The following is a 25,488-nucleotide window of genomic DNA, read 5'->3' as shown; positions in this document are numbered from 1 at the left end:
GCAACGGACTGAGCTTTGCCTTAAGTGTGTGGACAAATGTGCCGAGAAAGTCGCCCCGCCAACACATACCGGGCGCGGCTTCAGACGTGCGGCGTGGCGTTTAGCTATCATTCTGAAATTCTGATTGCATTTTTCTTAGCAACACGCGCATGTTCCGCCTCCCCACCACCGCCACCGCCCCGTTCTGTCCATCCGAGGTGCGCGGCACCGTTGCCGTGCCGCCAGGCTTGCCGCTGTGGAAGAAGCTGCTGCGCTTTGCGGGGCCGGGGCTGCTGGTATCGGTCGGCTATATGGACCCGGGCAACTGGGCGACCGACATTGAAGCTGGTTCGCGTTACGGCTATGCGTTGCTGTTCGTGGTCGTGCTTTCCAGCCTGGCGGCCATGGCGCTGCAGTGCCTCTCGGCGCGGCTGGGCATTGTCACCGGCATGGATCTCGCGCGCGCCTCTCGCAACCGCTATCAGCCCGGCGCATTGCGTGTGCAATGGCTGCTGGCAGAGCTGTCCATCATTGCGTGCGACTTGGCTGAGGTGCTGGGCTGCGCGCTGGCCTTCCACCTGCTGCTGGGCGTGCCGATCCTGTGGGGCGTGGCGCTTACCGCGCTGGACACGCTGATCGTGCTGGGCCTGAAGGGCAAAAACTTCCGCCAGCTGGAAGCTATCGTGCTGGGGCTCATTCTCACGATTGGGCTGTGCTACTTCGTTGAACTCGTGCTCATCAAGCCGCACTGGCCTTCGGTGGCAGCCGGATTGATGCCCTCGTGGCAGGCCGTGAGCCAGCGCGAGCCGCTGTATCTGGCCATCGGCATCCTGGGTGCAACGGTGATGCCGCACAACCTGTATCTGCATTCGTCCATCGTGCAGACGCGCATGACGGCCAACACCGAGGCGGCCAAGCGTGAGGCCATCGGCCTGTCGCGGCTAGACACCATCGTGTCGCTGGGGCTGGCGCTGCTCGTGAACGGCGCGATCCTGATCCTGGCCGCCGCCGCATTCAACGCGCACGGCCATCAAAACGTGGCCGACATCGAGGACGCCTACCACCTGCTGGAGCCCATCGTCGGAACGGCGTTGGCGGGGCTGCTGTTTGGCATCGCGTTGCTGGCGGCCGGGCAAAGCTCCACCTTTACCGGCACCATCGCCGGGCAGATCCTGATGGAAGGATTCCTCGACTTGCGCATCCCGTGCTGGCAGCGGCGGTTGATCACGCGCGCGCTGGCGCTGATCCCTGCGTTCATCGGCGTGGCGATGCTGGGCGACCACGCCATCGGCAAACTGCTTGTCATCAGCCAGGTGGTGCTCGGCCTGCAATTGCCGTTTGCGATGTTTCCCCTGATCCGCATGACGAGCGATCGCACGCTGATGGGGGTATTTGTTAACAGCCGTTTAACGTCGTGGCTCGCGTGGGGATTATTCATCGTCATCAGCATCGCCAATGTGTGGCTGGTGTGGCAGCTGCTGGCAGGCTGAGACGCCCGTTGCGGGATTCCCCCACTAAAAATCCGCGCACGGGGTTGCCTGTCGCCATTAGAATGCGCGCTTTGTTGCGCAATCCGGCCCCGCCCGCGCCCGCATCATCCCGTCGCGCCAGAGGGTCTCTCTTGCCCTGCCTTGAGCGCGAACCTGCCTACCGCCTCCGACCTGCCCGACGCTCGCACGCCCTCGCGTGACTATCAGGCGCGCCATTTCGTGCCGATGATCCTCGCGCTGAGCAAATGCGGTGTGCTCGGCTACGCCTTCGCGATCGTGCTGGGCTGGTCGGTCGGGCTGCTGCATCGGCTGGAGCCTCTGCTCGCGCTGCTCCTGCTGCTGTTGGCGATCGTGGTGGTCGCACAGCGGTATCGGCACACCGGCATGTGGGGGCTGCTGGCGCTCACGCACCTGTTGGCAGAGGAGGCGGCCATCATCGCGTTCGGCCATCAGGCTGGGCTCCAATGGGTGCTGCCAGCGTTCTATCTGATGCCGCTTGCCACCAGCCCCGCGTGGCTCACGCGGCGCGATTTCTGCATCGCCATGGCGCTGTGCATGGCCGGCCCCATCGTCGCGTTGCTCATCGCCCCGGAACCTGCCACGGCAATCCACCACGGCTGGCTGGGGCTGGTGCTTTATCTGCCGATCTGCATTGCTGCGGCCGCGGTCATTCATCACTACCTGCTGCGCGCCATGGCCCGGCACTTTGCGGCCGAACGCAGCCTGGCCGATCGCGCCAACACTGACCACCTGACCGGCATGCTCGCGCGGCAGCGCTTCTTCGAGCTGGGCACCTTTGCGGTAGAGCGTGCGCAGCATCATGCCGAGCCGCTGTGCGCGCTGTACCTCGACGTCGATCACTTCAAATCCATCAACGACACGTGGGGACACGCCGCAGGCGACGAGGCACTTATCGCGCTGTCCGATGCGCTGGCGGGCGTGCTGCGCCCCGCCGACCTGTTCGGCCGTCTGGGCGGTGACGAATTCGCCGTACTGCTGCCGGCTTGCGGCCTGACCGGCGCGCTGGCCGTGGTCGAACGGCTCAAGACGGCGGTGGCCGGCACGCAAACGCCCGCGGGGCCGCTGACAGTGAGCGTAGGCGCCGCTCCGCTACGCCCCGGACAGGACTTGGCCCACCTGCTGGCAGATGCCGATCTCGGCCTGATGGAAGCCAAGCGTCAGGGCCGCAACCGCGTGTGCGTACCGAACGACGCCGAGCCGAGGGCAACGCTGCGGCAGTAAGGCAGGCACGTTATGTGCGGCGCAGCATCCGTGATTTCTGCACGGAGATGCCCATGGAGTGGCTCAACGCCCACACCTTCCTGCGCGTGCCGGCCCGCGATTGGGCCGCCGCCGCATTGACTGTAATCGCTGCATATGCGGTGCTGTCCAGCGTATTGCACCTCATCTGTAACCGGTTTGACGCGCGCGCGCGCCGGACCGGCTACCGCTTCGACATTCTCGTCACCGCAGTGCTGCGCGATACGCATCCGGTGTTCATCGCGCTGGCCGCATTGCTTGCCGGGTCGTATTTCATCGATCTGCCCACGCGCATTGCCAACAAGCTCGACCACATCTGGTTTGTCATCATCGGGTTCCAGATTGCCTTGTGGCTCAATCGCGGCGTGAAACTGTGGGCGCGTGATCGGCTGTCGACGCAAACCCACGCGACGCGCAACCCCGTGATCACGTCGATGACCGCATGGGTGCTGCGCTTCGCACTGTGGTCGATGCTGCTGCTGGCCATTCTGGCCAACGTGGGCGTCAACATCACGGCCTTCGTTGCCAGCCTGGGTGTGGGCGGCGTGGCGGTGGCGCTGGCGGTGCAAAGCATCCTGAGTGACCTGTTTGCCTCACTCGCCATCGGGCTGGATAAGCCCTTCGAGATCGGAGACTTCATCGTCTTCGAATCGATTGCCGGCACGGTGCAGCACGTGGGCCTCAAGACCACGCGCATCCGCAGCCTGTCGGGCGAAGAGATCGTCGCTTCCAACACGGCGCTGCTCAAGAGCACGATTCACAATTACAAACGGATGTCGGAACGACGCATCGTCTTCACCTTTGGGGTGACCTACGATGCGCGTGCCGCGCAACTGCAGAAGATTCCGGACATCGTGCGCCGTGCGGTGGAAGCCGCCGGCAACACGCGGTTTGATCGCGCGCACTTCAAGGAGTTTGGCGAGAACGCACTGAACTTCGAGGTCGTGTATTTCGTGACCGATCCGGACTTCAACCTGTACATGGACATCCAGCAGCGCATCAACCTGACGATCCTGGAAGGTCTGGAAAATCTCGGCACCTCGTTCGCGCTGCCCACGCGCACGATCCAGCTGGTGCGTCGTGACGGCGAGCCGGTTGAACCCGAAGACCTGGCAGACCGCAAATCAACCGCAAACACCCAACGCGTCAGCGCGCGGGCTAGCGGCTGACCGCCACGGGCATGCTGAGGAACGCCGCATCGAGGCTGCGCCATAGCGGCCTTGAGCGCGGCACCATGTCTTGCCGGAAGTACCACCAGAAGTAGCCGCCGACAAAGCGAGGATGTGTGACCGCGAGCCCGTAGTAATGCGCGACGAGCGCCGGCTTGCGTGCAGCATGTCGCGTCCCGACTTCTCCAAAACCCAGCGCGGCATGCGAAAACAGTCCGCCTAGCCTGGTGAACACCGCGTTCCAATCGGGCGGAGGGATCTTGCAGTCGTCTTCATAGAAACTGATGAAGACGTAATCAAGCCCATCGCGCAGGCGCAGCGGCACATTACGTTGCACCCACTCGAACATCGCACGTGACGGCTGCTCGGCGCAGCCCTCGTTGTAGTACAGCGTGAGCGCTGTACGGCCGCCGCCGGCTTTGATGACTTCATAGGCGGCCATGGTCTTGTCGATCACGTCACGCGTGGGGCCGGTCCATTCGCCGTTGATCTCGTTACCGATTTCCCAGACATCGACGTTGGTGCCAAGGGCGTGCAGGTAAGCAGCGGCACGCGTACGCAGTTGCTGTGCGGTGTATTGCCGGAGCGTGGAAGAATCCACCAGTTCGCCCATCACATACGCGACGTCCCGGATGGCGGCCACCGCCCCAACGTAATGCGGCGCGTCCATGCCTTCATCAAAGACGACGCGCACCGTGGGCGTGCGCGAGAGGTGCGACAGCGCATCCACCACGGCTGGTATGTTGTCCACCGCATCGACCGTCACGCCATACAACGGCGCAGGGCCGGCAGGCATGGCGCCTACCGGCCCTGCGGCTTCGGCGGATGCGCTCAATGCCAACATGGCTGCTGCCAGTAACGAGCGCATCCGGTACATCGTCACTTCACCGTGCTGGCGTCCGCCCAGGTGTACCCCATGCCGGTGATACCGGTGATGATGGTCTGGAAGTCGGTATAGCCGGGCGTGCCAAGTTCCGGCTCCAGCCAGAACGGATGGAAGAAGAACGAGGCAAACCCGTCACGTACCACCTGTGCATACGTCGCATTGGTCAAGATGTCCTGTGCGGTGTACGTCAGGCATGACGACGGATCGATATTGCAGATGTTGTATTCCACGTTGCCCAGGTTTTCAGGAATGATGCGCTGGTTGTAGTAGTCCTTCTGAATGATGTAGGGGAAGAACTGGCCGACCGAAAAATCATGTCCGGCGGTGGTCGAGTTCAAGGTCTGCGGGTTATCCGATGTGTAATACACCACGCGCTGGTAGGTGTTCTTGAAGTACTGCGGCACGGCCTTGATCGACAGCGGAGACGATTGATAGTGCGGCGCCTCCCAGGCGAACGGCGCGTAGCCATTGAGCTGGAACTCCAGCAGCCCCGAAGACAATCGCCCTGCCGCCCATTGCGTTGAGTCCTCGTTCACGGGCCTGTTCTGCGTGGCGAGCCAAAATTCGAAGTCGTTCGCGCTGACGGCGTTGATGAGGTTCGGGATGTTGCTGTACTGGTGCGTGTAACCGTGCATCAGGATCTTCCCGCCCCGTGGCAACGCATGGTTCAGTGCCGACTTGAGCCCCGTCGCATTAACCAGGTGGATGGTCTGCGACACGCCGCCGTTGTAGACGCCGTTCGGGTCTTTGTACAGCGGGATGGTGGCAAGCGAGAACGGAATCTTTTTGCTGTACAGATAATCCGTGAGGGTATTGATGGACGTCACAGTGTTGGTGGCGTTGATATCTTCCAGACGCACGAGCGCACGGTGCAACGTGGGTGCATTGGTGCCCAGAATGTCATGCAACATGTCGCACATCACCAGATAGCGATCGCGTGGCCCGATGTAAGAGAACGGCATGTCGGCCACGTACCAGAAATTGCCCGACCGCATGATGTATGGCGCCGTTTCCTGCGTCACCGAGTTGGTGATCGTCACCACGCTGCTGGCCTTGGTGGCATCGGCCACAGAGGTCACGCCAATGTCCGGATCAGCGCTGATGGCGCCAGTCGTGGCATTGAAGGCGTAGTACTTGGTCATGCTCTGGCTCTTGTACGACACCGTATCGAAGAACCCGGGGTTTGGCGCGCTCGCCGAGGGCGCGGCGTTCATGCCGCGCAGACCGACAAAATTGATGCCGTAGCGCGAGGTGAATGGATACGCCGTGTTCCAGGCAAGTTCCCAAAGGTTGTACTTGAACCAGACGACGGTCTTCTGTGTGGTGGTCACATCCGACAGAAACGCCGCCGGTATGGGGTTGTTGTAGTAGCTCCCCATGTAGAAGATGGCGGTGTATTGCTCGGTCATGCCGGCCGTGTAGTTCTGCACGGGCAGCAGCGTGATGGTGGTGTTGAAGTGCGCGAGCAGGTTGTACAGCATGATCGCGTACGACTTGCCCAGGTTGGTGTACTGGTCGTTTGGCGGGGCGTCGTACAGCACGAGCATCGGGGCTGGCGTGCTCGTTGTTGTTCCGCCCACTGTCACGCAGATGGGCCCGAGCCCGATCGTGCAGGTGGCGGCCTGTGCCGGCGCTGTCAGCGAAATGCCGAGCAGCCCGCCCGCAAAGACGAGCGCGCACAGGAACTTACGTAGCAATGTCTTCATGATGACTCTCCGACTCATGGCAATCATGGGCGATAGAACGAGCCGTCCGCTTGGCGGTAGAGCCCGAGGTTGAAGTTGGGGCCACGATCGTGGCCACGGTCTGTACCTGTCGTCTCGTTTTCCGGCGTGCCGGGGCGGACTTCAGTCATGACCACCGTGCGTGGCGGTGGAATGACCTGTCCGTTCTCATCCATGACGCCGTAGCCGTAAGCGCGCGCGCCTCCAGTCACGGGCCTGGGTGTTACTGCTGCCACAACGGTGGGCTGCACGGGTTGCGCAGCCGTGGCCGTCGCCCTGGAAGATGCGGGCGTTGGGGCTTTTTTGTCGGTGTCGGCGCCGGGGCTACCCTGGTCCATCGCGCCGGTCACGATGGCAGGTACGCGTCCATCGCCAGCCCACGGCGGCGCCACGATCAGCCACCCGGCAACAAGTGCGGAGGCAACCAACACGCCGCCTCCGATTTGCTTCGCTTTCATCAAGCCTCCTAGCCGTTCAGGCGGTGCTGCGTTGACGACCCTTGCGCGGTGGCACGCGCCGCTTCCAGATCGATGATTTCGGCTTCGGTAGCCGGTTTGCGAATGAGTTGCGGGCCGCGCGTCACCATTTGTGGCTGCGTGGTGAAGGCTTTCTTCAGCGCATCGACAATGCGCCGACAGGCGTGGCCGTCGCCATAGGGGTTGTGAGCCTGCGCCATGCGCTCGTATTCAGCGGTGTTCTTGAGCAGCGCTTCTGCTTCATCGACGATGCGTTGCGTATCGGTGCCGACCAGCCGCGCGGTGCCCGATGCCACGGCCTCTGGCCGCTCGGTGGTATCACGCGTCACCAGCACCGGTTTGCCCAGCGCGGGCGCCTCTTCCTGAATGCCGCCGGAATCGGTGACGATCAGGTAGGCGCGGTCCATCAGGTAGACGAACGGCAAGTAGTCCTGCGGCGCAATCAGATGAACGTTGTCGTGGCCGGAGAGGATGGCGTTGACCGGCTGCTGCACGTTCGGGTTCAGGTGCACCGGATACACGACCTGTACATCCGGATGACGCGCCGCCAGCAGGCGCAGCGCCACGCAGAAGTTCTCGAACGGCTCGCCGAAGTTCTCGCGGCGATGGCCCGTCACCAGGATCATTCGCCGGCCCGCTTCCAGGAACGGATAGCGCGCCGCCATCTGCGCTGAGAGCGTGGTGTCGTCGTCCAGCCGGTGCTTGACGGCCAGCAACGCATCGATGACGGTGTTGCCGGTAAGCGTGACCTGCTCCGGGTCGATGCCCTCGTCCAGCAGGTTCTGGCGCGATTCGGCCGTGGGCGCGAAATGCCAGGTCGTCACAGAATCGGTAACACGCCGGTTCAACTCTTCCGGCCATGGCGACCAGATGTTGCCGGTGCGCAGACCCGCTTCCACATGCCCGACCGGAATGCGCCGGTAGAACGCCGCAAGGCTTGCCGCCAGCGTGGTCGTCGTGTCGCCGTGGACGAGCACGGCATCGGGCTTGTAGGCATCGAGCACGCCGTCGATGCCGCCCAGCACGTTCGACGTGATGTCGGATAACGTCTGCCCAGGCCGCATCAGGTTGAGGTCAAACTCCGGCACGATGCCGAAGAGTTCCAGCACCTGATCCAGCATCTGCCGGTGCTGCGCACTCACGCACACCGCCGACTCAAAACCTGCCTCGGCCTGCAATGCCTGCACCAGCGGCGCCATCTTGATGGCCTCCGGGCGCGTGCCGAACACGGTCAAAATTTTTCCTGTCATGATTCCCCCCAGTCATCCGCATCGGCGCATGCAAAGCGCGACGACGAACGTGTCGCTTCTGACGCCGGCACAGACTTCGCCAATGAGCGAAGGCCGTGCCAAGCGTCCCGCTTTGACTCGCCATGGCGCTGCGACGCCATCCTTCGGACGCCGCTGCCATTTCTCTTTGTTACCCGTTTCCCTCGGCGGTCAAAAACGTTTCATCTGCGACACCTCTGACTGGGGTCTGCTTGAATCCAGGGTTGCTTAGAACCAAAGAATGGCTCGCGCGACCACCCCTTTTGCTCGATCCGCATGCGTCAACGGCAAGCGGTATTGCACGGTCAAATCCAGCCAACTGGCCGGCGCTGCGTAGTGCGACTCCCGAAACCAGTAGCGAAAGTTGATGCCTGGGCCAACACCAAGCGCGAGCCGCTGCCCGATCGCCTTGTTGTCGTGATCGCCCGCCAGCACGATATGCGGATAGACCGTCAGGCGATCGCTGATCGAGTTGAGCAACCACGTGTGTCCGTAGCGCATTTCCGTGCTGACGATCATGCGGCCCTGGTTGAGGAAGTACGCGCCCTCGCCAAACACCTGCCACGTCTGCCAGCGCGGCTTGGTGACCTGCAGGTCGAGCCCCTGGTCGGTCGAGAAGCCGATGCGCAGCAATGTATCGTTGGTGGTCAGTTGCCCGATGCGGAAGAGACGCTCGGCGGTGAACACCAGGTTGATGTCCTTGATCGGCTTGTAGCGTGCGCCCACGGAGCCCTGCGCGGTCGGCAGACCCGTGTTGCCGTTGCGGTCGTACACGCTGTCGTAGCCGCGCACGAAGAGCTGGAAGATGCTGCCGTCACGGTAGCCGATACCGGGCGGTTGCCAGTACACCTCTGCGCCAGCCTGCCCCGCGCTCACCGTGTTGGGCAAACCGAATGCAGACGTTTGATACGCGCCAGAGAGAACCATGCCGAACGTGCGCTGCATCTGCTCGACTTCACGCCGGTAACCGAAGCGGCGATCCGGTTGAAGGCGGTCGTCTCCATTGCCACCGCGGTCGCTCTTGGCATCGGCATCGGCATGGTCGAGGCTTTCCCGGAAGAGCTTGATGGCAGTCGGGTTGTCGCCCAGCCGCTTTGCTGCGTAGGCGGCATCGGCGTAGTGGGTCCAGTTACCCTCGCCCGTGGCGAAGCCGCGCTGGAACGCTGCCAATGCAGCGCGGTCGTCACGCGCACGCAGATGGCTGTAAGCCTCGTTCAACTCACGCTGACCGATCACGCGCGGATCATTGGCGGAAGTGGCGTCACCCTGCGCTTCGGGCGCCATTGCCTGGGCGAGCAGCGCCTTGGCGTAGCGCTGCCGCGCCGGGTCCGTAGCGTGTTCGGCGGCCAGCGTGGCCGCTTGGGTTGCGCCATCCCGATCGCCCAATTGCAAGCGTGACTGCGCCAGGCGCACCTGCACGTCGGCATCGGGCTCGTCCTTCATGCCGCTGAGCGCATCGAGGGCAGCCTGCGGATGCTTGGCGGAGTACGCACTATCCGACCAGGCCAGATGCAGGTTGCGCTGCTCCTGCGGGGTCCAGTCGGTGCCTTGCACGGCGTGCGCAAAATCCTGCTCGGCCACAGCGGGGTCATTTGCTTTCTGCGCTAGGAACCCGTGCTGCGCGTACACGCGTGGCTCGTCGGGATATTTCCGCAGCAGCGCGTCGGCCTGCGCGCGTGCCGCATCCAACTGGCCCTTGCGCGTAAGCACATCGAGCAGCAACAGATTCAGTTGCAAGCTGTCTGGCTGCACGGCCAATGCCGCGCGCGTGGCGGCCTCGGCATCGTCAAGCTTGTTGGCGTCGATGGCGTGATAGGCGCGATCGGCGCGAAAGTAGGCATCGGGCTGCAACGGCGCAGGCTGCTCTGCCAGCGATACGCCATGACACAGCACCCACACTGCCGCGGCAATCGGCCAGCGCAACCGGCGCACGGTTAAACGGTCTGCTCTCTCGCGTGTCATGCCACACCTCCCGCAACTGATGGATTGGGCCGAGGGTCTGGCCCGGGGGCCAAGTCCGGCGGCACGTGAATGGGGGGGATGGTGGAAGCCTCGGGTGCGGGTGCCGTGCCGGCTGCAACACCTGGGCCGGCGCCCGTCATGGATTCGACGGCCAGCATGGCCGAATGCGCCGCCGGGCCAAACACGACCGTCGCACGGCGGTTGGGATCGGCCATCTGCGCCAGCTCGGCCGACATCTCGTGGTCGCACGCCATGAAGCATGCGACCTTGCGGCCCGCAGCACGCGCCAACTCTTCCAACGCTTCGCCGTCGGGCAACTCCGACACGGCGATGTTGAGCGAACCGTCTTCGCCAATCGAGAACGGCACCACGTGATGCCGCACAGCCAGGTCGCGCGGCAGGCAATCGGCCAGCGCGCCCAGCACGACGTTGGTCAGACTCACGCGCGGCAGGTCGACCTGCTCGGCCAGCGCATCGGCCAGCGTGTCGGGCGTCACCAGGCCCTGCTCGACCAGCACCTGCCCAAGACGCCGCCCGGTTTGGCTCTGGATGGCAAGCGCCGCGTCCAACTGCTCCTGCGTGAGCACTTCCCACTTGACGAGCGTTTCGCCCAGCTTGCAGCGCGTGCGGCCGAGCGCGTCGTTCGACAGATAGGTGTGCTGCGTCTTGTCCCAGGCGATGGGCTTGCCGGTCAGGCAGTAGATCAGGAAGATCTTCCACGCCCGGCATACCGAGAAGAAGTTGATGAAGTTGTTCACGACGAGCCTGGGCAGACACAGCACGCCTTGCAGCGGGCCATTGAGCCGACCGACAAAGTACACGCGCTGCGCCAGTCGGTTGAACAGCAGCGCGGCATTGACAGCCAGCAGGTCCTGCATCCAGAAGCTGCCGACCACGAACGTGCCATCCGGAATCGTGACCACGCCTTTTGCCATCAGTGCGCCAAGCGCCAGATAGTTGAGCGAGAGCACATACGCCAGGATCGAGAACAGCGCCGTCAGCACGCCCTTGCGGTCCCGGAAGAACATGTAGCGCGTGATGAGATTGCCGTTCCAGCCCATCTGCAACCAGCCCTGGAACGCAATGCCGAGCACCCAGCGTGCGCGCTGGCGATACGCCGTGCGGAACGTGCTCGGAAAGTATTCGCGCGTGGCCAGGAGTTGCGGACGCGTGCCCTTGCGCCGCCCCAGGTGCCAGCGTGTGCGCGTCTTGCCCGCGGCGTCTTCGGCCGGCGCTGCGTTCTCGCAGATCGGGAAATGCACGAACGCTTCGCGCATGCCCAGTTCGCGCAGGCGGAAACTGAAGTCGTAGTCTTCCGTAAGCGTGCTGGTGTTGAACGGAGAATCGCCGCGTACCTTCATCACCGCCTCGATCGCACGGCGGCTATAGCACAGCGCCACGCCGGCCCCCGGCACAGTGCCGGTCAGCGCCTGGCGTGCCACCAGGTCTTTCTGGTGCGTCTCTGAAAAATCATCCATGTACGTGCCGGCCACCCACTCGTACCACTTGCGCTCAAGCGATAGCACCGGTAACTGCACCAGATCCTGATCGATGATGAAGTAATTGAAGTACTTCAGCTCCAGCGGGTGGATCACGTCTTCACAGTCGTGCATGATCACGCCCGCAAAGCGGATGCCGTGGCCTGCCTCATGCCGGATGATGGTCTGGATGATGGTATTCAGGCAGTCGGCCTTGCACGTCGGGCCATCGTGCGTGACGGCTGCGCGCACCACGCGGCCGGGATAGCGGCGCACCATGCGCTCGACCTCGGTGGTGGTCTCCGCATCGTTGCGGTACGCGCCGGCAAAGATGATGAAGCGCGTGTACTCCATCGTCGCCAGGGTGTTCTCGACCATCTTGGCGATGACGTCGTACTCCTTCCACGCCGGCACCATGATGGCGAGCCATTGCTCTTCGCGCTCACGCAGCGACTGCGCCGAGATCGTGACGGGGGTGCGGCCACGCTGCGGCCAGAGCCACAGCTCCCGCACCCAATAGAAGGCATCCAGGAAAAAGTCGTCGGCGGTACTGATGAAGATGACGAGCGTGGTCGCCACCGTCAAGGTGTTGAGCAACGCGAGGTAAAGGTCCCATGGCAGATCGCTCATGGTCGCTCCCCCGCTCCCGCCCTACGGGCGCGTTGCCAGTGTCCGGCGTACCCCCCGCCTTGCGCTGTGGCACTCATGCTTCCCCCAAAGGTCTTCTTCGACGTCCGACGCAACCGCTTTGCGCCGTGACATCCGCCCCGATCGCCTGCCGTCGATCGGTGGATGCGTCTCTCTAGCCTGCTTCTCGCGAGGGGGAACGCGAGGACCATACCAACACCCGCCGAGGCGCACAGTTATGCGGTGCAGTGCACCACGTACGCCTTCAGACACGTGTCGGACACGCAGGGTTGTTGCATGTATGAACGCAAGATGCGGCGGACGGGGTCTGCAAGATCAACGCCACGGCATGCAATATCGCCTGATGGGACGGGTGTTCGTACGGCAGCGGACAAAGCCTCCCTACGAATGACGGAGGCGTTGAGCGGTCCACTGCAGGGTGTTTGGGTTAGGCGAGCGGGAAGTGCACTTCACCGGCACGGAGCGCGCGTTGCTGCATGCACTTCGGCGCGCAGCGCAGTGCAGGTTGCAAAGCCTTATGCGCAAAGGACCTTCCAGACGAATCGCTCGTCAGATGGGGGCTGGTGCGCAGTTGAGGCACGCATCGGCGACATTGCCGCGCGAATCGCCGCCTGGGCTGACAACATCGGCCCAAGCAATTCCGCAAATCGGTTACAGCGCTGAAACACAAAGCCGCGCTCTGGACGCGGCTTGTTGGATTGAGCGTGTCGGCCTGTGCGTCAGAACTGTTCCCAGTCGTCGGCATCGCTGGAGGCCGCAGCCAAGGCAAGCTTGCCAGGCTTGGGCTCGGCTGCCACGGCAGGCGCTACCTTCGCGCTTTGAACTGGCACAGCGACCGACTTGGCCGGCGCAGCGGGACGCTTGCCGGCCGCACGCGCCGTCGCCACGGCAGGTTTGCGTGCAACCGGTTTAGCGACCGGGCTGGAAACGGTCAATGCGGCCGATGTAGCCGATGCAGCGGGCGCCGCCTTTGCAGCCACGGGCGCCAGCACAGGTTCGGCGCGCACACCCGCCACCGGCAAGCGGAACGACGCCACCGCCTCGCGAAGCACGCCGGCCTGCTCTTCCAGCGATTGCGCAGCAGCGGCTGCCTCTTCCACCAGCGCGGCGTTCTGCTGAGTCACCTCATCCATCTGCGTGACGGCCTGGTTGACTTGCTCGATGCCGGCGCTTTGCTCGTCCGATGCCGAGCTGATCTCGCCCATGATGTCGGTCACGCGCTTGACTGCCACAACCACTTCGTCAATCACCGCGCCGGCCTCGGTCACCAGCGTCGAGCCGTTTTCAACGCGGCCAACCGAATCGCTGATGAGTTCCTTGATCTCCTTGGCCGCCGTGGCCGAGCGTTGCGCCAGGCTGCGCACTTCACCGGCCACCACCGCAAACCCACGGCCCTGCTCGCCTGCGCGCGCAGCTTCCACCGCCGCGTTCAACGCGAGGATGTTGGTCTGGAATGCTATGCCTTCGATCACGCCGATAATGTCGGCGATCTTCTTGCTGCTGTCGTTGATGCCCGACATCGTCTCGATCACGCGGCCCACCACCTCACCGCCCTTGACGGCGATGTCCGAAGCGTTGCCCGCAAGCTGGCTGGCCTGGCGTGCGTTGTCGGCGTTCTGGCGCACGATGCTGGTCAGCTCTTCCATGCTCGACGCTGTTTCTTCCAGCGACGACGCCTGCTCTTCCGTGCGTTGCGACAAGTCCATGTTGCCGGCCGCAATCTGCTTGGTGGCGCTGGCGATGGATTCGCTACCGCCGCGCATCGTCACGATGGTACGGATCAGCCCGTTCTGCATGTCGACGAGACCTTGCGTGAGCGCGCCCATTTCGTCCTTGCTGCTGACGGTAATGCACTCGGTCAGATTGCCGTTCGAGATCGCGCTGAAGTGGCCCAGCATCTTGGACAGCGGCACAGAGATCGCGCGGTGCAGGCCGAATGCGCAGCCCAGCGCCGCCGCGATGCCCACCGCGATGGCACCAATGATCAACATCAGAAACGCATGCGAGCGGGCAACCGCGCTTTCGTAGGCGGCCTTGGCCTGCTCAGCTTGGCTACGATCCAGCGCGTCTACAGCAGCAGACAGTGCCACGAACTGCGGCGGGATGAGGGTCATCACCACCTTGTCCGCAGCAGCGGTATCGTGCGCGCGCAGGGCGTTCATCAGCGGTTCAACACCATCGCGGAACAACGCTGCGCGCTTGGCTTCAACGTCAGCGGCCAGGCGCGCTTCCTCCGCGTTCATGGGCAGCGCCTTGTATTGCTTCCACGCGCCCTCAGACTTGGCGCGGTAAGCGTTGGCCTTTTCGATGATGGCCGGCACGTCGGCCGCATCCGGATGGAAGACCGCCCGATCCAGCGTCCTACGCACGATCGCTGCGTTCAGCTGTGCCTTGCCCATCAGCGATGCCGAAGCGAGCTGATTGGTATAGACCTCATTGATATTGGCGTCGGAGGCGCGCATCCCGATCACACCGATGGTGCCGGTGGCCGCCAGCAGCACGGCCAGCAGCGCCAGTGCTGCGTTGAGTCGGAAACGGATGGAAAGTCGATTGAGCATGGCAGTCACAGCGGGTTATTGCCTCCGCTATATCGGCCGACCCGCTCCGTTTCTGAAGCCGGCGCGGGCGGCGCCATGCGGGATGTGGCTAGTAAGGCACTGCCATGTTGTTTTCGATGCGTGCGCGATCACCCACGCGCAGTCCGTTCGGGTTGTTCTGTGTAAGCGTGACGCGCGAGTTGTCGTTCAGGCGCATGGTCACGCGATAAGTCTGGCCGACCACCGTGTTGCCCTCCACGGCGTTGCCCGCCATGGCGCCTGCCACCGCGCCGCCGATGGTGGCCACGGTGTTGCCGCGTCCGCCGCCAACCTGATGGCCCAGCAAGCCGCCCACCACGCCGCCGAGTACCGCACCTACGCCGCTCGACTGGCCGCGCACGGGCACCGTCTCGACGTATTCAACAACGCCGTAGCGGTTATCAGCGGGCGCTTGATAAGACTGATCGCCGTTGTTCGGATATGGCGAATAGTTCGGTTGCGAGTAAGTCGGCTGGGGCTGCGAATAGGTCGGCGCCGGCTGCTGCGGATAGGGCTGCGGCGCGTTCGGGTCATAGCTGCCGTAGCCGTTGTTGTACGTGCTGTCGTAACCGCTGCTGTAGCTGGTCGGGCCGACGCTGTTGCCGTAGGCATTGCTGCCCGCGGCATAACCCGCGCCATAGCCCGCGCCGTAACCGGGGTACGCCGGCGCTGTCACGCAGCCCGTCAGCGCCGCTGCCACGGCAGCCAATGTGGCCACTGTCATCCAACGCGCTACGCGCCCTGTACGGTCCGACTTGTTCGTTGCTCGCATGATGATCCCGTCTTGTGAACGAGGCGTCTGGGCCGGACCAGCAGTCTGCTCTGCGGCCTGCGGCCATGCGCCTCTTGCCGCAAAGTCTATGCCGCACGCCTGCAAACCCGTGCAACCAAACCCGCTCATCGGTAACGGGGTGTAACCGCATGGCGGCCATGGCTTCCAGCACGGCTGTGGGGGCACGCGTTATCATCGCCAAGCGCCGTGCCGCGCACCTCCTTGCCGACCGGGCCTTGCCCCATTCATGCGGCCCGCCTCCTATCCTGACCATGCAACCGACCCTGCTGCTCCTCATTGCGATGACGCCCGAGAACGTGGCGCAGATCGCTGAACATTTTCACGTCATCCATGCACCGACCCGCGCCGAACGCGATGCCGCCATCGCGCGCGACGGGCAAGATGTCCGCATCGTGCTCACCAATGGCTCGACGGGCCTGACCGGAGCGGAAATTGCCGCGATGCCTAAGCTGGAACTGGCCTGCGCATTGGGCGCTGGCTACGAGAACATCGATTTGGAAGCCGCCCGCGCACGTGGCGTAGCGGTGGCCAACGGCGCCGGCACCAACGACGCTTGCGTGGCCGACCACGCCTTTGGCTTGCTGCTGGCGACCGTGCGTGGCATTCCCAAGCTGGATCGTTCCACACGCAACGGCGTCTGGCGCGACGACATTCCGCTGCAGCCCGGCGTATGCGGCAAGCGCCTCGGCATCGTTGGTCTGGGCACCATCGGGCTGCAGATCGCGCGCCGCGCTGCCGGCTTCGACATGCAGATCGGTTATCACAACCGCAAGCCGCGCGACGGGGTGTCGTACCGCTACTTCGATGCACTCGAGGACATGGCTGAGTGGGCCGACTTCCTGATCGTTGCCACGCCGGGCGGCGCGCAGACCAAGCACCTCGTCAACCAGACGATCCTGGAAGCGCTGGGCCCGAACGGCTACGTGGTCAACATTGCGCGCGGCAGCGTGGTCGACACGGCAGCGCTGGAAGCGGCCATCCGCTCGGGCAAGCTGGGTGGTGCGGGGCTGGATGTGTATGAGAGCGAGCCCAAGCCGCCGGCCGGGCTGCTGGACCTGGAGCAGGTCGTGCTGACGCCGCACATTGCCGGCTGGTCGCCGGAATCGGTGCAGGCTACGGTGGATCGCTTTCTGGAGAACGCCCGCGGGCACCTGGCGGGCACAGGCGTGGTGTCCCCGGTGTAAGCCGGGGACACGTCAATCACGCGATTACGACGCCGGACGCTTCATCTGGCAAGACGTCGGCTGGGCCGCAAGGTGCGGTTCCAGCGTGACGTCGGTACGCCAGCCGTAGCCGGTGTTTTCCTGGTCGTACTTGATCTTCTTGCCGTCGGCCTTCACCCAGGTGGTCACGTACAGCGTCTGCTGCGCCTGGTGATCGGTCTTGCGCATCTCGATCGGGCCGTTGAGGCCGTCGACCGTCATGCCTTCCATCACCTTGGCCACCTTGGCAGGCTCGGCTGAACCGCTGGTCTTGATGGCTTTGGCCAGGAAGGCGATGCCGGTGTAAACGTCAGCGTTGAAGAAGTCGTCGTTGTACTTCTTCTTGAAGCCGTCGAGCACGGCGCTCGTTTTCGGGTTGCCGTCGTTCGGCGCGAAGTAGCTGATGACCTTCACGCGGTCGGCGCCAGAAGCGCCCATCGCCGTGGGCACACCGGTGGTGCCTGCGTAGTACGTATAGAAATTGGTGGTCAGGCCCGCATCTTTCGACGCGCGGATCAGCAGTGCCAGATCGCTACCCCAGTTGCCCGTGATGACCGTATCGGCGCCAGACGCACGAATCTTCGCGACATACGGCGAGAAGTCCTTCACTTGCGCAAGCGGGTGCAGATCTTCACCCACCACCTGGATGTCCGGACGCTTGCGCTTGAGATATTCCTTGGCCGCACGCGCCACCTGGTGGCCGAACGAGTAGTTCTGGTTCAGCAGATAGACCTTCTTGATGTTCTGGTCCTTGGCGAGATAGCTCGTCAGGGCTTCCATCTTCATGTCGGAGTTGGCGTCCAGGCGGAAGTGCCAGTAGTTGCACTTGCTGTTGGTCATGTCCGGATCGACCGCGGCGTAGTTGAGATAGATGATCTCTTTGCCTGGATTGCGATCGTTGTACTTGGCGATGGCGTCCTGCAGTGCCATGCCCACGCTGGAGCCGTCGCCCTGCGCGACATAGCGGATGCCCTGGTCGGTGATCTGCTTGAGGATCGTCAGGCTTTCTTGCGGCGATACCTTGTTGTCAAAACCGACGACTTCGAACTTGGTGCCGTTGCCGCTCCAGTTCTGCTGGTTGGCCAGATCGGCCGCATATTGCCAGCTGCGCAGCTGGTTCTGGCCCAACGCGCCCATCAACCCGGACAGCGGATCGATCCACGCGATCTTGACGGTCTCGGCGTGGACGGTGCCCGGGCAAAATGCGCCTGCGAATGTGCCAACTGCTGCCGCCGCGCACAGCGCGAGTCGGAATGCCTTCATGCAAATGTCTCCTGATGTCTTATCGTTAGACGCCGTGCAGAAGGCATCGTCGAGCATGGTTTTGCACAAAACCGCAAACCGAGGCTTGCAGCAGCTCGATCCTTCCATACACAAACGTATGTGCATGGTAGGAGTGCGTTTGTTGCCGTGTCAACCCGCGCAAACCTGGGGGCCTCAGCACGATTTAAGCGCTGGACAGCCCCGTCAGCGCGGCTAGAATCCGCCTTCATGCCCAAGCCATCCCCGCTGATCGACGAACACGACGAAGCCGTCGAGGTCGATGCCGATTCCGCCTCCCCTGCCACGCCGCGTGCACAGCTCACGCCCGACGACTGGGTTCGCGCCGCCACCGATCTGCTCGTCACCAAGAGCATCGATGCGGTGCGCGTGGACGTGCTCGCCAAGCAGCTGGACGTCACGCGCGGCAGTTTCTACTGGCACTTCAAGAACCGCGACGACCTGCTGCATCAGGTGCTGCAAGACTGGAGTGAGCGCACGCGCGTGGGCCCCAAGCTGGAGCGGCAGAATCCATCAGTGCAGGGCCTGGTGCGCGATCTGCTCGCACTGCCGTTTCGCGGACGCAGCGCGCGCCGCACCGCCATGATCGAATTCGCCATCCGCGCCTGGGCGCGGCGCGACCCGATGGCGCAAGAAGCTGTCGAAGCCGTCGACGAGCATCGCATGGATTACTACGTCCAGCATTTCCAGGCGATCGGCTTTGCGCGCAAGGATGCCAAGGCGCGCGCCTTCATGCTGTACGCCTACCAGCTTTCCGAAGCCACGCTCTGGCACCAAGGCAGCAAGCCCGACAAGGATGCGCGCCGCCGCTTCTTTGAAGACACGCTGCTCGCCGGCGCGCCGCAAGAAGATACAGGCGCAACTGCGCGGGAATAATTCGTGCTGCGTCGTGCGCATTCCTGTCCGAGTGCGCCGCGATGCCCGAATCGCCAGCCTTACACACATCCGACCTGCCCAGCCGGCTCGATCGCCTGCCGTGGAGCCGCTTTCACACGCGCGTGGTCATTGCGCTGGGCATTACGTGGTTGCTCGACGGCCTGGAGGTGACGCTGGCCGGCGCCGTGGCCGGTGCGCTCAAGCAAAGCCCCTCGCTGCATCTGACCAACGCGCAGGTTGGCATTGCCAGCAGCGCATACCTGGTCGGTGCGGTGTTCGGCGCACTGCTGTTCGGCTGGATGACGGATCGACTGGGCCGCCGCAAGCTGTTCTTCATCACGTTGGGCGTCTACATCCTGGCCACGCTGGCGACAGCGTTTTCGTGGAGCTTCGCCAGCCTCGTCGTGTTTCGCGTGCTCACTGGCGCAGGGATCGGCGGCGAATACGCGGCCATCAACTCGACTATCCAGGAGCTGACGCCGGCGCGCGTGCGCGGCTGGACGGATCTCGCCATCAACGGCACGTTCTGGGTTGGTGCCGCGTTGGGCGCGGGGGCATCGTTGTGGCTGCTGGACCCAGCGCACATGAGCCTCGATACAGGCTGGCGGCTGTGCTTCTTCATCGGCGCCCTGCTGGGGCTCATCATTCTGGTGATGCGTTTCTGGATTCCGGAAAGCCCGCGCTGGCTCATCACGCGCGGCCGGCACGAAGAAGCGCAAACCATCGTGCAGGACATCGAAAGCGAAATCGCCGCGCGCGGCCATCGCTTCGATACCGCGCCGCTGCCAGCATTGCGCATGCGCAGCCGTGGCCATCCACGCTTGATGGAAGTCGCGCGCGTGCTGTTCGTGCAGCACCGGCAGCGCGCGCTGGTGGGCCTCGCGCTGATGGCGGCGCAGGCGTTTTTCTACAACGCGATTTTCTTCACCTACGCGCTGGTGCTGACGGATTTCTATGAGGTGCCCGCAACGAAGGTCGGCACGTACCTGCTGCCGTTCGCACTGGGTAATTTTCTCGGGCCACTGCTGCTTGGGCGGCTGTTTGACGTGGTAGGCCGGCGCACGATGATTGCCGCGACCTATGCAATCAGCGGCGTGCTGTTGCTGGTGAGTGGCGCGCTGTTCAAGGCGGGTGTGCTCGATGCCACCACGCAGACCATCGCGTGGACCGTGGTGTTCTTCTTTGCATCGGCCGCCGCCAGCTCGGCGTACCTGACGGTGAGCGAAACCTTTCCGCTCGAGGTGCGCGCGCTGGCCATCGCGTTGTTCTATGCCGTGGGCACGGGGCTTGGCGGCGTGGCCGGGCCTGCGCTGTTCGGCTGGCTGATCGATACGCACTCGCGCGGTGCCGTGTTCGGCGGCTATGCGTTCGGCGCAGTGCTGATGCTGCTTGCGGCCGCGGTGCAGGCTTGCTGGGGGACGGCAGCCGAGCGCAAGCCGCTCGAACACGTGGCTGCGCCGCTGTCGGTTGACGACAGCCCTGCTTGATCTACGCCAAACCGGCGCCACGTTCGTCGTCGCCGGTCGCCTATATACTTTCGCGCAGCGCTTTCCTGTGCATTTCCCGCTTATTGGAGACACCCATGCCTGACGCGACTTACGACAACCAGAACATCTTCGCCAAGATCCTGCGCGGCGAGCTGCCCTGCATCAAGGTGTACGAAGACGACCACACCATCGCTTTCATGGACATCATGCCGCAGGCCGATGGCCACGTGCTGGTGCTGCCCAAGGAAGGCGCGGCCGAGCTGTTCGACCTGTCCGACGATGCCGCATCGGCTGCCATCCGCACCACGCGCAAGCTGGCGCGCGCCGTGCGTGCTGCGTTCACGCCGCCGGGTATCGCAGTCTTCCAGCTCAACGGCAGTGCTGCCGGGCAGACGGTGCCGCACGTGCACTTTCACGTGCTGCCGCGCTACAGCGATACCCCGCTGCAACCGCACGCCCGCGTGCAGGCCGACAGCGACAAGCTCAAGGCCCACGCCGAGAAAATCATCGCCGCACTGCAAGCGGAGTAAGCACCGCCGTTATGGCGCAGCGGACGGCACTGCCGAATCTGCCTGCGCCGTGGCGCCTTCTCGCCCATCCTCCCGCCGATAGGCCAGCCGATACAACACCGGCAACACCAGCAGCGTCAGCGCCGTCGACGACAGAATCCCACCGATCACCACCGTCGCCAGCGGCCGCTGCACTTCCGCACCCGTGCCGGTTGCCAGCGCCATCGGTACGAAGCCGAGCGACGCCACCAGAGCCGTCATCAGCACCGGCCGCAAGCGTGTGAGCGCACCCTCACGCACGGCCATGTCGACCGACTGGCCGCTCTCGCGCAGGCTGCGGATGAAGCTCAGCATCACCAGCCCGTTGAGCACCGCCACGCCAGACAGCGCGATAAAGCCCACTGCCGCTGAAATCGACAGCGGAATGCCGCGCAGCGCCAGCGCCAGAATGCCGCCCGACAGCGCGAACGGAATGCCCGAGAACACGAGCAAACCATCTTTCAGGTTGCCGAACATCATGAACAGCAGCGTGAGCACCATGGCCAGCGCCAGCGGCACCACGATCTGCAGGCGCTCGGTAGCCGACTGCAACTGCTCGAACTGCCCGCCCCACGCCATCCAGTAACCGGCCGGCAGACGCACCTGCGCATCGAGCACTGCCTGCGCTTCTTCCACAAACGAGGCAATATCGCGCCCGCGCACATTGGCGCTGACGACGATGCGGCGCTTGCCGTCTTCGCGGCTGACCTGGTTGGGGCCGGTGACCTCGTTAAGTGTGGCCACATCGGACAGGGGCACGTAACCCTGTCCGTTGGGCAATGCCAGCGGCAGGCGGCCCAGCGCTGCCGGGTCGCTTCGCGCCGTTTCCGGCAGCCGCACGACAATGCCAAAACGGCGGTCGCCCTGGAACACCGTGCCCGCATCCTTACCGCCGATGGCCGCGGACACCGTGTCCTGAATCGCCCCGCTGGAGAGGCCGTAACGTGCAGCCTTGTCGCGATCGATATCGACGTTCAAAAAAGGCAGTCCGCCAGTCTGTTCGATCTTCACCTCGGTCGCGCCGGCCAGCTTACCGAGCTGCGCCGCAATACGCTTGGCCTGGGCTTCCAGCACGCCCATGTCGTCGCCGAAGAGCTTGACGGCCACATCGCTGCGTACGCCCGAAATCAGCTCATTGAAGCGCAACTGAATCGGCTGTGAGAACTCGTACGCGTTGCCGGGGAGCGCTTCAACCGTGGTGCGAATGTCGGCCAGCAACTGCTCCCGGTTGCGACGTTTTCCATCCGCGCCGGCGGGCCAGTCGCGCTCGGGCTTGAGCATGATGTAGCCGTCGGAGATGCTTGGCGGCATCACGTCGGTCGCGACTTCTGCGGTGCCGGTGCGCGCAAAGACACGCTCGATCTCGGGAAACTTCGCCTTGAGCGTGCGCTCGATCTGCATCTGCATGTCCAGCGATTGCACCAGCCCCGTGCCCGGAACGCGCATGGCCTGGATGGAAAGATCGCCTTCGTTCAGGTTGGGCACGAACTCGGCGCCCAGGCGCGTGGCTGCCACCAGCGAGACCGACACCGCCACCGCGGCAAACGTCAACACCACGGCCGGCGCAGCCAGCACGCGTTCGAGCAGCGGCGCATACATGCGGCGCGCCCAACCCATCAGGCGGTTCTCTTTCTCGGCTACGCGCTCGCCAATGAACAAGGCCACGGCAGCCGGCACAAACGTGATGGAAAGCACCATGGCCGCAGCCAGGGCCAGCACCACCGTGATCGCCATCGGGTGGAACATCTTGCCTTCCACACCCGAGAGCGCAAAGATCGGCAGGTACACCACCATGATGATGAGCTGGCCATACAGCAACGGGCGACGCGCTTCGCGGGCGGCTTCGAACACCTCCTCAAAGCGCTCGGCGCGCGTGAGCGGTCTACCGCGAGCCTCCTGCGCATGCGCAAGTCGCCGCACGCAGTTCTCGACAATCACCACGGCGCCGTCAACGATGATGCCGAAATCCAGCGCGCCCAAACTCATCAGGTTGGCGCTCACCTTGGCCGACACCATGCCGCTGAACGTCATCAGCATCGACAACGGAATCACCAGCGCAGTCAGCACGGCCGCACGCAGGTTGCCGAGGAAGAGGAACAGCACCGCCATCACCAGAATCGCGCCTTCCAGCAGGTTTTTCTTGACCGTGGCGATGGCCTTGTCGACGAGCACGGTACGGTCGTACACCGACTCCACGCGAATACCCGCCGGCAGCGTCTTGCGAATCTCCTGCATGCGCTTGTCCACGTCTTGCGAAACGGTGCGACTGTTTTCGCCCATCAACAGAAACGCCGTGCCGAGCACCACCTCGCGCCCATTGCTGGTGGCGGCGCCCGTGCGCAGCTCGCTGCCGCTTTCGATGCTGGCGACGTCACGCAAGCGCACCGGCGTGCCGTTCGGGCTGGCGAGCACGACGTTGCCGATGTCAGCCGCATCGCGCAACTGGCCGGGCGCGCGCACGAGGTATTGCTCGCCCTTGCGCTCGATATAGCCGGCCCCGACGTTGGCGTTGTTGCGCTCAAGCGCGGCCACCACATCGGCCAGCGTGAGCTTGTACGAAGCCAGGCGCTCCGGGCTTGTAGCCACCAGGAATTCCTTTGCGAAGCCGCCGATGGTGTTCACCTCCGTCACGCCCGGCACGTTGCGGATCTGCGGACGGATCACCCAGTCCTGCAACTCGCGCAAATCTGCGGGGGTGTAGACAGCGCCGTCGGGCTTGCGCGCGTTGGCGTCGGCCTCCACAGTCCACAGGTAGATTTCGCCCAGGCCAGTGGAAACGGGCCCCATGCTTGGCGAAATGCCATCGGGCAATTGCTCCTTCGCGGCCTGCAAGCGTTCACTCACCAACTGGCGCGCGAAATAGATGTCGGTGCCTTCCTTGAAGATCACCGTCACCTGCGACAGGCCGTAGCGCGAGAGCGAGCGCGTCTGCTCCAGCTTCGGCAAGCCGGCCATGGCAGTTTCCAGCGCATAGGTGATGCGCTGTTCGGTCTCCAACGGCGAGTACCCCGGTGCCGGGGTATTGATCTGCACCTGCACGTTGGTGATGTCGGGCACCGCATCGATCGACAGGCGCGTATAGCTGTACGCGCCGAACGCGGCGGCGGCCAGCACAGCCAGCAGCACCAGCCAGCGCTGGGCGATGACGGTGCGCAAGAGGCGTTCAAACATAGCGCCTCCTTTCAATGACCGTGGTCGGCGGACTTGCCGGCTTCGGCCTTCAGCACGTAGCTGTTGGCTGCGGCGTAGCGCGTGCCGGCGGGAAGCCCTTCGAGGATCTCCGTCCAGGTGCCGTCAGTGCGGCCCGTTTTGACGGGGCGCACTTCAAAGCCGGCCGGCACGGGCACAAACACCGAGGGCTTCTCGTCGACGGTCTGCACGGCATCGGCGCGCACGGCCACGGGCACCTGCACGCGCCCCGATTCGACCGACACGTTGACGAACATGCCGGGCCGCCAAGCGAGCTTGGGGTTGTCGAGCGTGACGCGCGCGGGCGCGGTGCGGGTCTGTTCGCCCAGCAAGGTGCCAACGTACGAGACCTTGCCTTGCACGGCGGTGCCCGTGGCGGTCGCGCGCACGGTGGCGGCAGCGTTGGTCGTGACCGCTTCCAGGTCCTTGGCAGTAACGGAGAAATCCGCCCACACGGTGCGCAGATCAGCCACGGTAAAGACTGCCGTTTCCGCCTGCACCGCTTCACCCTGCGACAGGTGTTTGGCGACCACCACGCCGTCAAAAGGCGCACGCAACTCGAAGCGATTCAGCGCCGACCCCGCCGGCGCCGCGCCAATAGCCGTCAGTTTCTGGCGGGCGTTGTCCGCCGCAATGCGCGCTTCCTGCAGCGAGGTGCGCGCCTGCTGGTAATCCTGTTCAGCGGCGATGCCCTGCTCCCACAGGCGCTTTTCGCGTGCGTGTGTTTCCTGCGCAAGCGCGAGACGTTGCTGGGCCGCCTGCAACTCGCTGCGCTGATCCGACAGCGCGGGGCTGGAGAGCACGGCCAGCAGTTGGCCGCGCGCTACTGGTTGGCCAAGCTCCACCGCTACCTTCTCCGCCACGCCTGCCACACGGGGGACCACGTGGGCGGTGCGGTCTTCGTTCAGGCGAATTTCACCGGGCAGGACAACCTCCGTTCGCAGCTCGGCAGCACCGGCGGTTTCTACGCCGATCTTTGCATTGGCGATGGCGTCGGCCGACATGGCGAGCGTTTCGGCGTGGGGCGCCTCGGCCTGCCCAGTGGCGGCCGGTGCAGGTGCCGCCTCGGCCTCGGACGTCGGAGCCTGGCGCGCGCCCATGCCGAACCACAGCCCGGCAGCGGCCAGCGCGCCAAGCACGACGATGAGCGCGATGGCGCGCCGTTGTTTCGGTGGAAGTGTCATGTCGGCAGAAAG

Annotated in this window: 18 protein-coding genes; 7 read left to right on the top strand and 11 right to left on the bottom strand. The window is 64.1% G+C overall.

What is annotated here, in order from left to right:
* The first annotated feature begins 149 nt into the window (after positions 1 to 149).
* The 3 genes from BM136_RS06965 (at position 150) to BM136_RS06955 (ending at position 3,898) form a co-directional block, all read left to right on the top strand.
* The gene (locus tag BM136_RS06965) at positions 150 to 1,469 is read left to right on the top strand and encodes an Nramp family divalent metal transporter (protein ID WP_092971155.1); all 1,320 of its coding nucleotides are present in this window, start codon (positions 150 to 152) and stop codon (positions 1,467 to 1,469) included.
* A gap of 141 nt (positions 1,470 to 1,610) precedes the next feature.
* Entirely contained in the window at positions 1,611 to 2,711 is a 1,101-nt protein-coding gene (locus BM136_RS06960; RefSeq protein WP_175537096.1) for a GGDEF domain-containing protein, read from the top strand.
* Between the two features lie 53 nt (positions 2,712 to 2,764).
* Positions 2,765 to 3,898, top strand: a complete 1,134-nt coding sequence (locus BM136_RS06955) for a mechanosensitive ion channel family protein (RefSeq protein WP_092971154.1) — start codon at positions 2,765 to 2,767, stop codon at positions 3,896 to 3,898.
* Here BM136_RS06955 and BM136_RS06950 read toward each other — a convergent pair.
* The 8 genes from BM136_RS06950 to BM136_RS06915 form a co-directional block, all read right to left on the bottom strand.
* Positions 3,888 to 4,775 carry a hypothetical protein gene (locus BM136_RS06950; protein WP_092971153.1) on the bottom strand — a complete coding sequence of 296 codons (888 nt, stop codon included), beginning with the start codon at positions 4,773 to 4,775 and terminating at the stop codon, positions 3,888 to 3,890. The genes BM136_RS06955 and BM136_RS06950 overlap by 11 nt on opposite strands.
* A 2-nt stretch (positions 4,776 to 4,777) precedes the next feature.
* Positions 4,778 to 6,490, bottom strand: a complete 1,713-nt coding sequence (locus BM136_RS06945; protein WP_092971152.1) for a DUF2334 domain-containing protein — start codon at positions 6,488 to 6,490, stop codon at positions 4,778 to 4,780.
* Between the two features lie 23 nt (positions 6,491 to 6,513).
* Positions 6,514 to 6,966 carry a hypothetical protein gene (locus tag BM136_RS06940; protein WP_092971151.1) on the bottom strand — a complete coding sequence of 151 codons (453 nt, stop codon included), beginning with the start codon at positions 6,964 to 6,966 and terminating at the stop codon, positions 6,514 to 6,516.
* Positions 6,967 to 6,974: 8 nt separating this feature from the next.
* Positions 6,975 to 8,234, bottom strand: a complete 1,260-nt coding sequence (gene wecB / locus BM136_RS06935) for a non-hydrolyzing UDP-N-acetylglucosamine 2-epimerase (RefSeq protein WP_092971150.1) — start codon at positions 8,232 to 8,234, stop codon at positions 6,975 to 6,977.
* Between the two features lie 246 nt (positions 8,235 to 8,480).
* A complete protein-coding gene (locus tag BM136_RS06930; RefSeq protein ID WP_092971149.1) occupies positions 8,481 to 10,214 on the bottom strand; it encodes an NfrA family protein in 1,734 nt (577 codons plus the stop codon).
* On the bottom strand, positions 10,211 to 12,322 hold the full coding sequence (locus tag BM136_RS06925) for a glycosyl transferase family protein (RefSeq protein ID WP_092971148.1): 2,112 nt from the start codon (positions 12,320 to 12,322) through the stop codon (positions 10,211 to 10,213). Before BM136_RS06925 ends, BM136_RS06930 begins: the two co-directional genes overlap by 4 nt.
* Before the next feature lie 737 nt (positions 12,323 to 13,059).
* Positions 13,060 to 14,898: a methyl-accepting chemotaxis protein gene (locus BM136_RS06920; RefSeq protein WP_092971147.1), complete on the bottom strand. Its 1,839-nt coding sequence runs from the start codon at positions 14,896 to 14,898 to the stop codon at positions 13,060 to 13,062.
* An 88-nt stretch (positions 14,899 to 14,986) separates the two neighbouring features.
* Positions 14,987 to 15,688, bottom strand: coding sequence for a glycine zipper 2TM domain-containing protein (locus BM136_RS06915; protein WP_092971146.1), 702 nt, complete (start codon positions 15,686 to 15,688; stop codon positions 14,987 to 14,989).
* A 272-nt stretch (positions 15,689 to 15,960) separates the two neighbouring features.
* Here BM136_RS06915 and BM136_RS06910 point away from each other — a divergent pair, with 272 nt between their 5' ends.
* Positions 15,961 to 16,893: a 2-hydroxyacid dehydrogenase gene (locus tag BM136_RS06910; RefSeq protein ID WP_092971354.1), complete on the top strand. Its 933-nt coding sequence runs from the start codon at positions 15,961 to 15,963 to the stop codon at positions 16,891 to 16,893.
* Positions 16,894 to 16,917: 24 nt separating this feature from the next.
* On the opposite strand, the gene BM136_RS06905 is transcribed toward BM136_RS06910, so the two are convergent.
* Positions 16,918 to 18,174 carry a branched-chain amino acid ABC transporter substrate-binding protein gene (locus BM136_RS06905; protein WP_092971145.1) on the bottom strand — a complete coding sequence of 419 codons (1,257 nt, stop codon included), beginning with the start codon at positions 18,172 to 18,174 and terminating at the stop codon, positions 16,918 to 16,920.
* 228 nt (positions 18,175 to 18,402) lie between these two features.
* Here BM136_RS06905 and BM136_RS06900 point away from each other — a divergent pair, with 228 nt between their 5' ends.
* The 3 genes from BM136_RS06900 (at position 18,403) to BM136_RS06890 (ending at position 21,085) form a co-directional block, all read left to right on the top strand.
* On the top strand, positions 18,403 to 19,068 hold the full coding sequence (locus BM136_RS06900) for a TetR/AcrR family transcriptional regulator (protein WP_092971144.1): 666 nt from the start codon (positions 18,403 to 18,405) through the stop codon (positions 19,066 to 19,068).
* 41 nt (positions 19,069 to 19,109) lie between these two features.
* Positions 19,110 to 20,555 carry an MFS transporter gene (locus tag BM136_RS06895; RefSeq protein ID WP_092971143.1) on the top strand — a complete coding sequence of 482 codons (1,446 nt, stop codon included), beginning with the start codon at positions 19,110 to 19,112 and terminating at the stop codon, positions 20,553 to 20,555.
* 95 nt (positions 20,556 to 20,650) lie between these two features.
* Complete coding sequence (locus BM136_RS06890; RefSeq protein ID WP_092971142.1) at positions 20,651 to 21,085, top strand: HIT family protein; 435 nt, start codon at positions 20,651 to 20,653, stop codon at positions 21,083 to 21,085.
* 9 nt (positions 21,086 to 21,094) lie between these two features.
* Here BM136_RS06890 and BM136_RS06885 read toward each other — a convergent pair whose 3' ends face one another.
* A complete protein-coding gene (locus BM136_RS06885; RefSeq protein ID WP_092971141.1) occupies positions 21,095 to 24,274 on the bottom strand; it encodes an efflux RND transporter permease subunit in 3,180 nt (1,059 codons plus the stop codon).
* 11 nt (positions 24,275 to 24,285) lie between these two features.
* Positions 24,286 to 25,476, bottom strand: a complete 1,191-nt coding sequence (locus BM136_RS06880) for an efflux RND transporter periplasmic adaptor subunit (protein WP_092971140.1) — start codon at positions 25,474 to 25,476, stop codon at positions 24,286 to 24,288.
* Positions 25,477 to 25,488 lie beyond the last annotated feature (12 nt).

It is taken from the genome of Ralstonia sp. NFACC01 (genome assembly GCF_900115545.1).
Taxonomy (GTDB): Bacteria; Pseudomonadota; Gammaproteobacteria; order Burkholderiales; family Burkholderiaceae; genus Ralstonia; species Ralstonia mojiangensis.
The sequence above is the reverse complement of the archived record's forward strand: the minus strand, read 5'-3'. Positions and strand labels throughout refer to the sequence as shown.

Coding starts and splice junctions, on each gene's coding strand:
- BM136_RS06965 (WP_092971155.1), top strand. CDS start 150: ATGTTCCGCCTCCCCACCACCGCCACCGCCCCGTTCTGTCCATCCGAG.
- BM136_RS06955 (WP_092971154.1), top strand. CDS start 2,765: ATGGAGTGGCTCAACGCCCACACCTTCCTGCGCGTGCCGGCCCGCGAT.
- BM136_RS06950 (WP_092971153.1), bottom strand. CDS start 4,775: ATGTACCGGATGCGCTCGTTACTGGCAGCAGCCATGTTGGCATTGAGC.
- BM136_RS06945 (WP_092971152.1), bottom strand. CDS start 6,490: ATGAAGACATTGCTACGTAAGTTCCTGTGCGCGCTCGTCTTTGCGGGC.
- BM136_RS06940 (WP_092971151.1), bottom strand. CDS start 6,966: ATGAAAGCGAAGCAAATCGGAGGCGGCGTGTTGGTTGCCTCCGCACTT.
- wecB (WP_092971150.1), bottom strand. CDS start 8,234: ATGACAGGAAAAATTTTGACCGTGTTCGGCACGCGCCCGGAGGCCATC.
- BM136_RS06930 (WP_092971149.1), bottom strand. CDS start 10,214: ATGACACGCGAGAGAGCAGACCGTTTAACCGTGCGCCGGTTGCGCTGG.
- BM136_RS06925 (WP_092971148.1), bottom strand. CDS start 12,322: ATGAGCGATCTGCCATGGGACCTTTACCTCGCGTTGCTCAACACCTTG.
- BM136_RS06920 (WP_092971147.1), bottom strand. CDS start 14,898: ATGCTCAATCGACTTTCCATCCGTTTCCGACTCAACGCAGCACTGGCG.
- BM136_RS06915 (WP_092971146.1), bottom strand. CDS start 15,688: ATGCGAGCAACGAACAAGTCGGACCGTACAGGGCGCGTAGCGCGTTGG.
- BM136_RS06910 (WP_092971354.1), top strand. CDS start 15,961: ATGCAACCGACCCTGCTGCTCCTCATTGCGATGACGCCCGAGAACGTG.
- BM136_RS06905 (WP_092971145.1), bottom strand. CDS start 18,174: ATGAAGGCATTCCGACTCGCGCTGTGCGCGGCGGCAGCAGTTGGCACA.
- BM136_RS06900 (WP_092971144.1), top strand. CDS start 18,403: ATGCCCAAGCCATCCCCGCTGATCGACGAACACGACGAAGCCGTCGAG.
- BM136_RS06895 (WP_092971143.1), top strand. CDS start 19,110: ATGCCCGAATCGCCAGCCTTACACACATCCGACCTGCCCAGCCGGCTC.
- BM136_RS06890 (WP_092971142.1), top strand. CDS start 20,651: ATGCCTGACGCGACTTACGACAACCAGAACATCTTCGCCAAGATCCTG.
- BM136_RS06885 (WP_092971141.1), bottom strand. CDS start 24,274: ATGTTTGAACGCCTCTTGCGCACCGTCATCGCCCAGCGCTGGCTGGTG.
- BM136_RS06880 (WP_092971140.1), bottom strand. CDS start 25,476: ATGACACTTCCACCGAAACAACGGCGCGCCATCGCGCTCATCGTCGTG.